This is a genomic window from Thiocystis violacea (assembly GCF_016583575.1).
Taxonomy (GTDB): domain Bacteria; phylum Pseudomonadota; class Gammaproteobacteria; order Chromatiales; family Chromatiaceae; genus Thiocystis; species Thiocystis violacea.
Window position 1 is genome coordinate 1 of the sequence record NZ_NRRG01000079.1, and the last position, 14,274, is coordinate 14,274.

Sequence of the window (14,274 nt, forward strand, 5' to 3'; positions counted from 1 at the left end):
CTTCTGAGCAAAAGCAAAACGGTCGCTTGATGTGCGAAGCGAGTCACACTGAGGAGCCCGGTGCGGGAATTCCGCACGCCGGGATCTGTACGGGGGCGGTCAGGTAACTGGCCGTCCTACCGTAATGAGAATAGAACGCGCAAGGAACAACTCCCCCAGACGCCACTTCCAGCGCCTCATCCGTCAACTCGGTCGGCCGGGCCGGAATCACCAGCGTCAACGCCTGGGCGCTGTTCTCCACCACCCGAACCGTAACCCCCTCGGGCACCGCCATCCCCTCCGCCGCCAGCGTCCCGGCCGGATCGGCCAGCAGCCGCTGCTTGAAGGCGTCATCCGCCCAGCACTTGGCGATGAGTTGCTGATACTGTTTCGCTTGGTCGTTCATGGCGTGATCCTGTGGTTGAAGGCGCCTCGTGAGGTCACGCGACGGCGGGCGAGGAGCCGAACCCGCGCCGCAGTCCGCGCCGGGAGTTTACGCCAATGGGAACGTGATCGTTGCAACGATCCATCCATCGACCGACGCATCGCCCGTGCTCGCCGGCTTCATGAGCTGGGAGCCGATCATGACCGGCTCCGGCTGTCCGTGTGGCGTTGGTCTCGATGGCGGCACGGCGGGCTGCGCGGCTGGGTCAGTCACAATGGACGTTCAAGCACATTCAGGCATGGTCCAGCCGAATTCATCCAGTATCGAGCACATGGCGTCGTCGCCCGGATACATGTCCTGCTGGAAGGCGTTATGCAGCGCAATGGTGTTGTAAGTCGCCTGGGCGATGACGGCGCGATCAGCAGGCGGCAAGGTGGCGATGAACCTGATGGATTCGGCCACATGCTCGGTTTCGGGACCAATGTCGCTATGTACACGAAGGCAGCGGGTCGCCTTGATGCCGGCGGGGATTCGCGCCTCAAGGGCGGCGATGGATTCGGCGGTGTTCAGCAGCGCCATCCGTTCAAGTGCATACGCATAACCTAGCGTGGCAACGGGGCGGTCAGAATCGGCGAGGCGGGTAAAAAATTCACCAGTTCCAAGGAGGTTTGCGGTCGAAGCCGTTCAACAAATACGTCGGCGGGCAAACCCAACGCGGTCAAATCCATGAGCGCCAAGATATCGTGCCCTGATTCTTCCTTGGCGACTTGCGCGCAATGCGCCGCCGCGGCAGGTTGGCCGGTTGCGGCCAGCCGTTCGGAGACCCGGCGCATGGTGGGGGGGGTGGCGTGGGTGGTCTGGTAGGATGCTGCTAGTGAATGAATATGGCGCAGTACGGATGGCTCCATGGCCTTTTCCGCACTATTGGTAGGCGCTGTACGTGGCTGGAATCCTGCGTAAAGTGCCCCGGCCATGAGCTGGCGTGTGACAGCCTCATCGCCTTTTTCCAACAGTGTTTCGGTCAACGAAGGGGTTTCCCAGGGTGCCACTCGATGCAGCCGAAACTTGTTTGGAGCGGCCTGGAGATAGACGCCAGGAGCTAGCTGTAAAGCTTCGACAAAGGATTCTGATTGCATGTCTGCGATTCTCCGGTTGGGGTGTCGATCCGATTAAATTCATTATTTGAATGCGCGGCCCTGTCGCCGCTGCTGGGCGCCCAGCGCCAGCTTTCACGCCAGACTGAGACGGATGATCCAGAAGTTCAACGCCAGGTTTTTCAGCCGGGTCATGTGGGCGACTCAGTGTTCGCGCGTGTCGGCATGCAGAACCTTGTCGATATCGAGCTTGTTGACGCGCTGCGCGAGAAACAGATTGACGACATCGAGCAGCACCGGATCGTCCACGCCGACGGCGATGCTCAGCGTATCCTCAAGGTCCGTCAGCGTCACGGTACGCAGGGTCAGCGAGGCGGTGGGATCGCTTTTCAGCAGACGTTTGATTTCGAATTCATCGCGATAGACGCCGACGACGTCACCCGTCCGCACCGCCTGGACGGCCTCCCGCCAGTCGGGATAGGTCCGGATGTCAGCCTGGGGGAAATGGTGCGCGGCGAAGTCGGCGAAGGAGGAGTTGGCGATCACGCCGAGGGTGCCGTCAAAGTCGCGCACGACGCTTTGAACCGGCTTGTCCATGGCGAGTCGCGCGAGCGCGAGTCGGTTGAACGCCAGGGCATGGTTGAGCCTTAGATAGGGCTCGGAAAAGCGCACCCGTTGCGCCCTGGCCAGGGTGCGCGACAGCTTGCTGATGCCGACATCCGCCTCCTGCCGGGCCACCAGATCGATCACCTCGTTGAAGCTTTGGGCCTGACGGTTGAAGCGCACCGCGACCTGAAGCTCGCGCGCCAGATCGCGGGCCATCTCCACCTCCAGACCGACCAGCCGGCCGTCGCGAAGGTAGAAAAAAGGCGGGTTATCCATGCCGGCCATGGCCACCACCAGCTCGCCACGCGCGACGATGCGGGCCATGTCGGGGGCGAGCTGTCGGCCATCGGCGACCGAGACCAGGGGATCGGGTCGCGTCTCGACCGCCCGAGTGGACTCGGCCTGAATGGCCGTGGTCAGTACCAGGAACCCGATGAACAGGACGATGGTCCAGCGCCAGCGCGGGTTAAGCGCGAGGGCGCGGGTCAGGGCGCTCGGAAAGACGCTCATGGCCTGACTCGGACGGGAGGCGTTCATCGGTGCTCGGGTTCGGGATCAGGCGTCTCGCGCCATTCGGCTTCCATCCGACGACTGAACTCGGAGCGGGGAATGCCCCATTGCTCCTCCAGTCGACCCAGCAGGCCGCTCCGGTGCCAGTGGATGATGGCCTCCGAGATCGCGGATTCCAGACGACCGCCGCGCGCGTCGCGAGGCAGGGCCACGGCCCAGCCGGTCGGATAGAGGGCGGGCAGGGTCATCTCGTAGCGCTTGGCCAGATCGCGATTCCGCAACATGACCGCGAACACGGCGGTGTCGCCGAGAAAGCCGTCGCAACGTCCGTCGCGCAGCGCCGCCAGCGCGATCTCGGCACTGTACAAGGCCACGATATCCGCCCCGTACTCGACCGCGATCGGGCGATTATAGAAAGAGCCCCGGCGCGAACAGATCCGCCGGTTGCGCAGCTCGGACCAGTGTTTGAAGCCCTCGGAACGGCGCGCGAGCAGACCGGCGCCCGATTCATAGTAATAGGGCGACACCAGGGTCAACTGGGTGAGACGCTCCGGCGTGACGTTCAGGGTGGCGATCACGACGTCCACCTGCCGCGTTTCCAGCGCGGAAACCCGTTCGGCCGACAGAACCGGAACCAGCTTGAGATCCACGCCCAGTCGCTCGGCCAGATTCCGGGCGAGATCCGGCTCCAGACCGACGATCTCGCCGCTGGTCTTGTCCAACTCGCCCCAGGACGGTACATCCGCCTTGACCCCGACCCGGAGCGTCCCGCGCGCTTGAATCTCGGCGAGTAAGTCGTCAGTAGCCGCGGCGGCGTTGAACCAGAGCGCCAGCATGGCTGTCAGTATCCAGCACGAACTCCGCATCCAGGTGACAAGACTCATGGCGCGGCCTCCACGGTTTCCGCCTGCGTGTCGGGCGCGGGATCGACCCCGTGATAGCGCAAGGCGACACAGGTGATGTCGTCGAACTGTTCGACCCCGTTGGCGAATCGATCCACCGCCGCCAGCACCCGTTCCACCGCCGCGCGTGGATCCGGCGGCGGCTGGTCGACGAAGAGCGCGGACAAGCGTTTGGTCCCAAATTCCTCGTAGGCGTCGTTCATGGCCTCGGTGACGCCATCGCTGAACATCAACAGCGTATCGCCGGGGCGCAACTGAACCGACGAAGCGGCATAGTCGAGCCCGTCCATCGCACCCAGGGCCATTCCCCAGGTGAGCGCCAGTTCAGCCACCTGGCCATCGGCATGAATCAGCAGGGGCGATGGATGTCCCGCGTTGACGAAGTCCAGACCTCCCGTCTCCGGGTCGAACCGTGCATAGAAGAGGGTCACGAACATGCAGCTCTCGTTATCCTCGGCGAGACTGTCGTTGACCTTGGCGATCATCTCGCCGATCGCCAGATCCCCCGAGGTGGCCGCCGAGCGCAGCAGGGTCTTGGAGACCATGCCGAAGAGTCCGGCCGAAATCCCCTTGCCGCTCACATCGGCCACCACCAGGCCGCGCAGGCGGTCCGCCACCTCGAAATGGTCGTAAAAATCGCCGCCGACCTCCCTGGCCGAACGCATGGTTCCCCAGAGGACGTAGCCTGGATGCTCGGGCCAGCGCCGGGGCAGGATGGACTGCTGCATGTTCGCCGCGATATCCAGTTCCTGGCGCAGGGCGACCAGTTGCATCGACTCGCGAAAGGCGCGCGTGATGGTCTCGAACCAGGGTCGCCAGCCGCTGGGCACGATCGGGATGGTGGCGGGCTGGAAATTGGACTCGGCGGCGATATGCGCGACCAGCTTGGCGGCCGGGCCGACGAATTCTCGCGAGGTCAGGACATAGGTCAAGGCCATCAACAGGGCCAGTCCCAGCAGGACGCCGACCATGGGCGCGCCCATGTCGGAGGCGAGTTCCAGCCAGAGGTCGGACAGTGGCGCCACATAGAACAACGACCAGGGGGCGCTGATCAGGGCATGGCGGATCACCAGATAGCCATTGATGGTCGTGGGTTGTCCCGAGGGCAGTTGGCGCAAGCGGTCGATCTCGCCGAGCAGCGCCAGCGGCAGGGCGCTCGCCAGGGCCGGGGTCGCATTGACCTCCAGCGGTTTGGCGTACAGGTCCGGGTGGGTCAGCACCTGTTGTCGCTGATCGACCAGCAGGGTGAAACCCAGTGGATAATTGAAGTCCGCGTTGAGACGGTTGAGGTAATCGATACTGGTGTCGATCGAGAGCACGCCGACGAAACGCCGACCGCTATACAGGGGCGCGGCGACGGGGGCGACGAGTCCGCGATCCAGGCCGGCGAAGTAGACCGGCGCCCAGTATTTTTCGTGGTCGGGGTTGTTCTCCGGCAGGCCCAGGGTCCAGACGGGGCTGTCGTAAACCGCGGGGTCGAAGGGAAGATCTGCGGACCGTTCCCAAGGCAGCACCGCATGAAAGCGGTGGATGGACACGAACCGGGCCTGGACGGCATTCGGCAGGTTGAACACCAGCGAACTCCACTCGCTGTTGAGGCGCAGCGCCGTGCCCAGATCGGCATAGAACTCCGGGGAGCGCGCTTGCAGACGGCCCTCGCCCACCAGATTGCCGCCCGCGTCGCGATCCGGGAGCGCGTCGAGATGAAACAGGCCGAGGTCGGCGTCCTCGCGCAACCAGGCGCCGGGGGGTTGCGCGAACAGCGTCGAGCCAGACGCTGGTGTCTGTTCTTGTGGAGAGGAGCCCGTCGACATCCGGAAGGTTTCGAGCTGGTCGGCCGAGGAGCGCAGCACGAATTCGAAGAATTGGCCATGCCGGACCACATGGCCTCGGATCAGATCAATCTCCTCGTGCAGCTTGCGGTCCAGCAGATACCCGAAGAACAGCGTCAAGGCGAGGATGAGCAGGCTGTAGGCAACGCCGATCAGACGGTTATAGTTTTTGAAGAGATTGGCCGATTGGCCACGGCTCGGCGCGCTTGTCATGACGGGATTCCGGGGCGGGAGAGGCTGGAGGCGAGCGTACAGGAGCGACAGCGCATCCAGAGTGATCGGCGTCGGATTCTCGTCGCTTATTCCAGGAATACGACATCGAGCCGGTTGAGGCCGTCATGTCGCGCATAGCGCAGCGAGGCCGTCAGCGATCGCACCAGATGCAGACCAAGACCGCCGATCGGGCGATCCTCGACGGCGGCGTCCAGTACCGGCGCCGGTGCCCGCGCGGTCGGATCGAAGGGGTGACCGTCATCCTCGATCCGCAGGGTCGCCGGCGGACCGAGCCCGAAGTCGACGCGCAGAGGATGCGCGTCGCTGTCGTCATAGCCGTACTTGAGGGTATTGGTGAGCAGTTCCTCAAGCACCAGGCGCGCGGCATGAGTCAGTTTCGGGCCGGCGTGCTCGGACTCCATGAAGCTCTCAAGCCGGTCGAGCGCCGCGTCGAGGTCATCCGAACGGTTGACGAAGTCGAGCCGCAGGCGAGGCGAGGACATCAGGCGCGCAGGGCTCGAAGCCCCTCGTCGAGACTGGCATAAGAGGCGATGATGGTCGCGAAGCCGCTGATCTGAAGAACCTCGCGGATCTGCTCGCTGGCGTTGCACAAGCCGAAGGCGCCGCCCATCTGTTTGAGCTGCTTGGTCGCCTTCAGCAACACCCGCAACCCGGCGCTGGAGATGTAATCGGTCTTGGCGAAATCCACCAGGACGCGCGTCTCGCCCCGGGCGATCGCCTCGACGATCATCCGATCGGCCTCGGGCGAGGTCTGGCTATCCAGCCGGGTGCCCGGCGTCACGACCAGTACACCGGAGTCTTTGCTCGACAAAATGCTCATGCGTCGTCATTCCTGGTATCAATGATTGAAGCGTTGGCGAAACCATCGAGCCACCGCTCGATCCCATTCGGCCGTGATGACTCGGCTGGCCCCGTGCCTCGAAACCGGGGGATCGCAGGGCGCGGAGGACGGCTAAAATCATACCGTTTTAGATCATCCGCCGCTCGGCCAAAGGCGCGGACAGGGCATTGGTTTAGAACCCAGTCGCCGTAGCATCAGGGTCGAGTCACCGAACCCGAGATGTCACCAGTGGCTCAGTCCACCGGCTCGGTCAACGGATCGCTCCAGGCCAGGACGCCGCCGGCCATGCTGACCACGTCGTAGCCGTCCTGGCTCAATTGGAAGGCGGCCACCGAGCTGCGCCGACCGCTGCGGCAATAAGCGACATAGCGTCTGGCCGGGTCGAGTTCGCCGGCTCGCTTGCGCAGTTGCGAAAGTGGGATGAGCACGGCGCCGGGGATGTGCCCCTCATCGAATTCCTCTTCCAGGCGCACGTCGAGGGCCACATAGTGGTTCTCGATCATGGCCTTGGCCACCGGCGCATCCACCTCGCGCACCAGCGGCCGGGCTAGGAGCCGCGAGAAGTCGTCGCGGGCCAACCGGAGCAGGACGCCATCCTCCAGCATGCGCACCGTCACCGAGCTGATCTTGCCCGTGAGCAGGCTCTCCTCGCCGAAGGCCGCGCCACGCTCCAGTTCGGCGGCCTTCATCGGGATCCCCTCCTCGTCGTCGATCCGCCACAACTCGGCGCGCCCGGCCACGACGACGAAGAAGGCGTCCGTCTCCTGGCCCATCCGGACGACCTCTTCTCCCGCCCGGACCGGACGTTCACTCAGGCAGGCCAGGGCACGTTCGGCATTCTCCAGGGGGATACGCTGGAAGGGGTCGCTGTCACGCACCAGCCGGAGGTAGTCACCGTGCTTGGAACCGGGCTCGACAAGACTCTCCGCCACCTCCTCGAAGGTGAGCAGGTAATCGGCCAGCGCGATGTCGAGATGGCAGAGATGGGAGTCCTCCAGGGCCTCCAGGGTGACCGCCGTGGGAAGGGGCGGCAACACGAAGTAGCCCCGTTCAATCGCCGCCACTTCCTGACGATGTCCGGCGGCATCGGTGATCGCCACCCGACCAACGGCCACGTAGAGCCGATCGGGAAGCTCGCCACCGGTGAGTCGCAGGCTCTCCCCCTCGCGCAGTTCGAAGAGGCGGAAGATCTGCAGCGATTCCAGTAGGGCGCGCTCGGAAATGCCTGGAAAGGCGTGGAAGCGCTCGCGCAAAATCCTGAGGACATGTGAGGTTTTGATGCTCATGGGGTTCTCGGGTGAGGGAGACGGAAGGCGTTACCTTAGATAATTTCCGGGAAACCTTGTACCTGCGACCCGCCTGGTCATAGACAGGATCAACAGGATTTCGCAGGATTGACAGGATTTATAAAGCTTTGTTTTTAATTCTGTAAATCTTGAAAAATCCTGTTAATCCTGTCCCATTCCGGAGTTTTCGTTCGGGTACGGAGGTTCCCGGAAATCGCCTTAGGACTCGCGCCCCAAGGGTCGACCGGCATGAAAGGGGATGCCTCGGGCGGCGCTGGCCGCTACCCCCGCCGGGTTACCAGGAAACAGGGAACGATGCTGGCGCCCTGGGAGACATTGGTGATGGGTGTCGTGGCCAAACGTGTCAGGTAACCGACCAGCTCTCCATCGGCGATGTAAATATTCTGATCGGCGTACAGCTCGGCGCTGGGCAGGCCCTCCGCCAGGCTGGGATAGGTTCGCGGAACCAGTGTGACGCGTTGTTGCAAGAGCGAGCCGCCGCGCCGCGCGGCTTTCTCCAGATGCTCGCGCCAGGCCGTCTCTTCCAGGGTCCAGCCCAGTACGACGTCCGAGCCGCCATAACCGGAGACCGGCTTGCACACCAGTTGCTGGCGCTGGGCGATGGCCCAGGGCAACAGATCGATCGGCTGGCCGGCGGGATCGCGGCTTGATCCGTCGATGAGCAGACGAGTCCAGGGAACATGCGCGCGGACCAGTTCAGCGACCTCCTCGGGCAATCCCAGATCGATCTCGGGATCGCTGATCAGGGCGAAGAGCGCCTTGTGGCCAAGCAGGGTATTGCGGAAGGCGGTGACCAGGCAGACCGCCCCGGCGCGCACCGCCGCGTAGATCCCTTGCAGGCGTTCGCCCAGTCCGGGAATCATCTGGATCATTTTCGGCAGGAAGACCCGGACCAGCACCCCCACCGGCTCGCCCCGATGACGCAGCGCGCCATCGGTGAATTCCAACTCGCCGGGATCGGCGATCCGCGCGCTCAACCCGCTTTGCGCCAGGGCGTCGATGGTGGCCTGGATCGGGTCGACGAGATCCTTCAATTCACGCGGCACGGCGAACACCAGCAAGGGATCGCCCTGGCCACCCCAGGCGCGATAGGTGTTGACCAGACTCTCGCGCACCGGCGGAAACACCAGCAGCGGACGGATGCGCCACTCCCGGTCGAAACCGATCTGGTCGGCGAGTCGCTGGAACAGCTCGGTCAATTGATCTCCCTGCAGGATGCCGCCGGGAGTGGGATTGAATTCGATGACCTTCGGCCCGTCCTGGGTCGGCAACACATCCAGTCGGGCGAGCACGGCGCGCTGGGGATAGCCTGGGTCCAGGGTGAGCAGATCGCCGAACTGGTCCACCCAGTCGCCGAGATAGCGCCGGGCCAGGACCGGATCGCGCTCCAGGTACTGGCTGGCGTGCACCAGCGCGGTCACCACGGCCCGCGCCATCGCCTGGTCGCGCTCCAGTTGCTCCGGTTCCAACAGGAGCGGACGCAGGGTGCGGGCACAGGGTTGCTCGCCGAACACCAGCCCGGCCTCGCGCTGCCATTGCTCCAGCGCGGCGATGTCCTCGCCGTTGAGATGACGGGCTTCCAGCAGACGATCCCAGCATTCCTGGGCCGATGACGCATTGATCGCTGACATTCCGGGATCTTCCTTTCGTGTGGCGTGATGGGATGAGGGTATGGATTGATGACCTTTTGGAATGATCGCGAGGAGGCGTCAGGCCCCGCTCAGGACCAGCACCGCTCGACCAGCGTCTCGTAAGTGATGGCGCCCTGCTCCAGCCGATCCGCCGTGTGGCGATAGGACCGCTCGGCGAGCCGGTCGAGCGCCTTCCAGTCGAACAGACCCACATCGTCGGCCGGGGGCTCGATCAGCAAATCCGCGAGTCCGCGGCAATACTGGGTCTGCTGAAGGCTGCTGATGGTGGCGGTGCGGCTCATGATGCTGAAGATGTTCACCGGTTGGCCGCGCGAGCGCCGGAAGCGGCTCCAGGCGCCGAGCGCGGTGATGTCATCGAGCGTGGACAGAAACTTGTTGTCCGCCTTGATGTTCGCGCCGATCACCAGGCCACGCCCGCGACGACGCATGATGTCCACCGGGAAGTTGTTGAGAATGGCGCCGTCCACCAGCACCGAGCCATCGATCACCACCGGCGGCAGGATGCCGGGAAGCGCGGAGGTGGCGCGCAGGGCGCGCCAGGCCGGGCCGTCCTCATGAATGAAGGGACGGCCCTGGCTGAGGTTGGTCGAGACGCACCAGTAGGGTCGCCACACCTGCTCCAGACGCAGATCGCCGAAGGTTTGGCGCAGCCGCTGGCTGACCCGATGCCCGCGCACCAGCGAGATGACCGGAAGCGTGTAGTCGCCCACCGGACTGTTGCGGGAGAACACCCCGGCAAGCGCCTCGGCGATGGCCTCGTGTGGCCAGCCGTAGGCGACCGTGGCCCCGATGATGCCGCCCATGCTGGTACCGGCGACCATGTCGATCGGGATGCCGGCCTCGCGCAGGGCACGCACCACGCCGAGGTGGATATAGCCGCGCGCGCCGCCACCGGCGAGCACCAGGCCGACCGCGCGCCCGACCAGCATGCGCGCGAGAAACTCCAGATCGGCGCGATCGCCCTGGCGGATATTCATCCGCTCCTCGAGATCCTGGCGACCCTTCCAGCGCTCGCTCAGGCCCGGATAGGCCGCGTCCGCGGCCTGGATGGTCACCAGATCGATCGAGGGATGTCCGGCGGAGCCGCGAATGCTGGCGAAATTCGGCTCGGCTCGCGACGGCTGACCGGCCGCGTCGACCAGCAGGACGCGGTCGGCGTTGGCGATCGCCCGGTTCGTCCACTCGGGATCCTCGGGCGCGGTCGTCATGATGACGACATCGTTCACGGCCTCGATCGCGCACACGACCTCCGCGCTGGCGGGGGCCGTGGACGGGGTGATGAGTTCGACCGCCAGGGGTTGGGTCGCCAGATACTCGGCCAGTCCCCGTCCCAGCGCGTCCAGGTCGATCCCCTCGGCGACGGCGACCAGCGCGATGTTCTGACCGGTGCGCGGACGACGGGGTGGACGCATGCTGCGCATCAGCCAGCGGCTGATATAGCGCATGACCTGCAAGGCCCCCTGATGGGACGCGGACATGAAGCGCAGGAACACCGCCTCGTCGATGCGCAGCACCAGGGTTTCGCGCGTCGCCTGCACGTCGAGCGCGAAGGGCATGCGCGTGAGCGCCGCGAGTCCGCCGACGATGTCGCCCGGCTCCAGCGGCATCATGTCGAGGGTCTCGCCGTGCGCGCCGGCGACGCTGGTGAGCGCCGCGCCGGAACGCAGCAGAAAGACGCCGCTCTGGATCCCGCCCTCCATCAGAAACTGCCCGCGATTGAGCCGCCACTCGCTGATGTCCTCAAGCAGGATTTCGAGATCCGCGCGCGGTACGCCCTCGAAGATCTCCAGAAATTCCAGCCAGGTCAGGGTAGCGGCGCGCTCCGGGTCGGTGAGCGGGCGGGTCTCGATCGGTTTGTCTGAGGTTGGATCAGGCTTCATGAGGCGGCCAGCTCCAGCGACGCATCCCTCGACGGGGTCCGGGGTTGCCCGGCGCGCCCCAGGAAGTCATCGATCTCGCGCCAGACCGTCTGGCGCAGGCCATCGGATTCGAGCAGCAGTTCATGACGCGCGTCGGGGATGATCGCCAGCCGGCCCTTGGGCAGACGCTCGACCAGCCGGGCCATCGCCCGGTTGTCGACGATCCGCTCCGCTCCGGCGGCGATCACCAGTATCGGCACCTCGATACGTTCGGCGAAGGCGACCTCGGCGGTGATCGCCGTGGTCGCCAGGGCCGCCCGCACCCAGCTCCAGGTGGTTCCCCCGACCCAGAGCGAGGGATCATGGTTGAGCCAATTCAGCGTGCGCTGGAAACGGATCGGGCAGGAGGTCAGACGATTGCCCTCGAAGCCGCGCGCCTGGGGTCCGGCGGGATCCTGTCCGAGCGCGTACTGCTCGGCGCGGCCCAGAACCCGACAGGCGGCCCAGGGCAAGACCCGCAGCAGGGTGCGCGAGGGAACGCGGGTTCGCAGCCCGATCATGGGCGCGACCAGGACCGCCCGCTCGAAGAGCGACTGACGCCCGCGCAGGAAACGCAGCCCGATATTGCCACCCATGGAGTGCGCGAACAGGAGCAGACGACGCTCGCCGATCTCCGGCCGGATAAAGTGATCGACGAAGCGTTCGAGATCCTCCACGAAGATCCCGAAGTCGAGCGCGTGACCTCGGAGCGGATCGGCCAGCAGGCGCGCCGAGCGCCCCTGGCCGCGCCAATCCAACGTCCAGACCGCATGCCCCCGGCGACGCAGCTCGGCCAGGCCCTCCAGGTTCTTTTCGATAAAGTCGGCACGCCCATTGAGAAAGAGCACCGGGGCGGCCTCCCGGTCATCCCCGACCAGGGCCGGGAAGCGCGCCGCGCGCAGCCGCAGCCCATCCGAGGTGGTGAGCCAGATCGGACGTCCGCCATGGGCGCGAATGGCCGCCTCCGAGGCGGCCGGCTCGCCGTCCGCCGGCCTCCCGCCGGGAGGCCCGAAGGGATCGGCCCCGGCATTCATGCCGCCGCGCCCTCAAGGGTGTCGATGCAATAGACGACCCGCTCCCCGCAAGGCACCTCCTGTCCCAGGATCGATGGCTTGAACTGGGTATCGCGCATGCCGGCCCCGACCTGCGTGTCCACGATCTCGTTGAGCCATCCCGACGGCATCAGCGAAAGCGCCGTGGGCTTGAGCATGTCCAGGTCGAGATAGCGCTTGAAGACATGATTGGTGTGGCACAGATGCGCGTTGAAACTGGCGAGCAGACGACGCATGACCGCCTGGCCCGGATCCGCGCCGACCGGCTCGATGTAGAGGTGATAGCGCGAGGTCGCGGCCTCGCCCACCACCATGAAATGCATCGGCGTCACGCCGGTCTCGCCACAGGCCGCCTGCACCGAGTTCAGGATCTGGTTGGCGCTGACCTTCTCGCCCTGAAGGTTCATGACATCGCGACCCTTGCGCAGGAAGCTGACCAGCGGCGCGCCGGCATGGAAGCCCGTCACCTCGACCACGTCATTGATCGAATAGCGGTAGAGCCCGCCCGGCGTGGTCAGTAGGATCTGGTAGGGCACACCCGGCTCCAGCTCGTGGGCCATGAGCACGCGCGCGTCCGGACGCCCGAATTCCTCCTCGGGGATGAACTCGAAGAAGTTGGTGTGGATGGTCAGCAAACCGCTGTTGCCGTCGTCGCTGATCGGAATGGTGATGTGCGCCTCGCTCGCCATGTAGCCGGTGTCGCGCAGCGCCAGTTCCGGCGAGCACCAGTCGTAGAGGTGATTGGCGAACTGACCGACGGTGCCGCCCTTCCAGCAGCCGATGAGCTTGAGGTTGGGCCAATACTCGCGCGGGCTCAGACGGCCGCTCTGCCCGGCCAGACGCTCCAGGTCGGTCGCGCGCCGAGGATCGGGCTTGAAGCGACGGGTTAGAGCGGCGCGGATGGACGCCGGGATCTCGTAGTTCTCCGACAGGGTGCCGTCGTGGATGTCGCGAAAGAGGTCGGCCTTGAAGGCATCCGCGCTCTCGAAGAGCTTGAGCAGCGCATTGGGATTGGATCCCGGAATAAAGGAAACCGGCTGGGGCACGGCGCAGCGCATCAGGGCATAGCGGCGCGCGCTGAAGTCCTCGATCTCGACGACGTCGTAGGGATAGGCGTAGCGCGAGCGCGCCAGCGGGTGCGCGTCGCGGACCATCAGCCCGGAGACCGCGCCATAGGGAATGTTGGTGCCTGGCGTGCGTCCCTCGACCGCCTTGTTGACCACCGGAAACACCTTGCCCGACAGAAAGCCCGGATGACGTGTCAGGGCGGCGAAGCCCCAGATTTTCTGGGTCAGCGCATTGCCCTGGTTCGACTCCGGCGTCACGGGAATGAGCTTCGGCTTGCCGGTGGTGCCGCTGGTCTTGTTGAACATGCGCGGCAGCGAACCGGCGGTCAGCACATTGGTCTCGCCCGCGATGATCCGGTCGATGTAGGGGTCGACCGTCTCCCAGCTCGAAACGGGCACCGCGCGCGCGTAGTCGGCGGCTGACTGGATCCGCTCGAAGCCATGCTCCTTGCCGAAGGCCGTGGCGGCATGGCGCGCGAGCCGTTCGGCCAGCAGGCTCCGCTGGGCCTGCTCCAGGCGGCGACAACGCCCCATGAAGCCATGCCAGCGGGCGCGGGTAACGGTATGCATCAAGGTATTCAGAATTCCGGACACGCGATCCCCCATTTCAACCATGACTAATCCATCGAGGCGCCTACCCTAGCCCAGCCGCCACCCGACTTTCCGTGTCACGAATCCCAAAACGCGACTTGGTCCAAGGTTTTCGACTTAATTTGTCGTGCGACGGGGGTTAGGGGCATCAGATTACACACATCTCCGTAAGTAGCTGAAATATAAACAACACGAACTGATTCGTGTTCTATACAAATCAGCAAGTTACAGACTTAATGGAATGGTCCGCCCCGCTCCTCCCACGCGCCCAAGGTGGGCACAATGAGCGATGTCGTGAAACACATCGTCAACCGAGGTAGCGGA

General features: G+C 64.9%; 13 protein-coding genes. All 13 read right to left on the reverse strand.

Going from position 1 to position 14,274, the window contains the following annotated elements:
* Positions 1–43 precede the first annotated feature (43 nt).
* A complete protein-coding gene (locus CKO27_RS21955) occupies positions 44–385 on the reverse strand; it encodes an NHLP leader peptide family RiPP precursor (protein WP_200377064.1) in 342 nt (113 codons plus the stop codon).
* A gap of 261 nt (positions 386–646) precedes the next feature.
* Complete coding sequence (locus tag CKO27_RS21960) at positions 647–943, reverse strand: hypothetical protein (protein ID WP_200377065.1); 297 nt, start codon at positions 941–943, stop codon at positions 647–649.
* 23 nt (positions 944–966) lie between these two features.
* Entirely contained in the window at positions 967–1,500 is a 534-nt protein-coding gene (locus tag CKO27_RS21965; RefSeq protein WP_200377066.1) for a hypothetical protein, read from the reverse strand.
* A 162-nt stretch (positions 1,501–1,662) separates the two neighbouring features.
* On the reverse strand, positions 1,663–2,601 hold the full coding sequence (locus tag CKO27_RS21970) for an ABC transporter substrate-binding protein (protein WP_242471070.1): 939 nt from the start codon (positions 2,599–2,601) through the stop codon (positions 1,663–1,665).
* On the reverse strand, positions 2,598–3,458 hold the full coding sequence (locus tag CKO27_RS21975) for a transporter substrate-binding domain-containing protein (protein ID WP_200377067.1): 861 nt from the start codon (positions 3,456–3,458) through the stop codon (positions 2,598–2,600). The genes CKO27_RS21970 and CKO27_RS21975 overlap by 4 nt, the downstream gene beginning before the upstream one ends.
* Entirely contained in the window at positions 3,455–5,521 is a 2,067-nt protein-coding gene (locus tag CKO27_RS21980) for a SpoIIE family protein phosphatase (protein ID WP_200377068.1), read from the reverse strand. Before CKO27_RS21980 ends, CKO27_RS21975 begins: the two co-directional genes overlap by 4 nt.
* Positions 5,522–5,607: 86 nt before the next feature.
* The gene (locus tag CKO27_RS21985; RefSeq protein WP_200377069.1) at positions 5,608–6,024 is read right to left on the reverse strand and encodes an ATP-binding protein; all 417 of its coding nucleotides are present in this window, start codon (positions 6,022–6,024) and stop codon (positions 5,608–5,610) included.
* Positions 6,024–6,362 (reverse strand): STAS domain-containing protein, encoded by a 339-nt coding sequence (locus CKO27_RS21990; protein ID WP_200377070.1) that lies wholly within the window; start codon positions 6,360–6,362, stop codon positions 6,024–6,026. The genes CKO27_RS21985 and CKO27_RS21990 overlap by 1 nt, the downstream gene beginning before the upstream one ends.
* A 254-nt stretch (positions 6,363–6,616) precedes the next feature.
* Positions 6,617–7,669, reverse strand: a complete 1,053-nt coding sequence (locus CKO27_RS21995; protein ID WP_200377071.1) for a cyclic nucleotide-binding domain-containing protein — start codon at positions 7,667–7,669, stop codon at positions 6,617–6,619.
* A gap of 281 nt (positions 7,670–7,950) precedes the next feature.
* Positions 7,951–9,321, reverse strand: a complete 1,371-nt coding sequence (locus CKO27_RS22000) for a hypothetical protein (RefSeq protein WP_200377072.1) — start codon at positions 9,319–9,321, stop codon at positions 7,951–7,953.
* A gap of 89 nt (positions 9,322–9,410) precedes the next feature.
* Positions 9,411–11,222 carry a patatin-like phospholipase family protein gene (locus CKO27_RS22005; protein WP_200377073.1) on the reverse strand — a complete coding sequence of 604 codons (1,812 nt, stop codon included), beginning with the start codon at positions 11,220–11,222 and terminating at the stop codon, positions 9,411–9,413.
* Positions 11,219–12,274 (reverse strand): alpha/beta fold hydrolase, encoded by a 1,056-nt coding sequence (locus CKO27_RS22010; protein WP_200377074.1) that lies wholly within the window; start codon positions 12,272–12,274, stop codon positions 11,219–11,221. Before CKO27_RS22010 ends, CKO27_RS22005 begins: the two co-directional genes overlap by 4 nt.
* Positions 12,271–13,929 (reverse strand): GH3 auxin-responsive promoter family protein, encoded by a 1,659-nt coding sequence (locus CKO27_RS22015; protein WP_242471071.1) that lies wholly within the window; start codon positions 13,927–13,929, stop codon positions 12,271–12,273. Before CKO27_RS22015 ends, CKO27_RS22010 begins: the two co-directional genes overlap by 4 nt.
* Positions 13,930–14,274 lie beyond the last annotated feature (345 nt).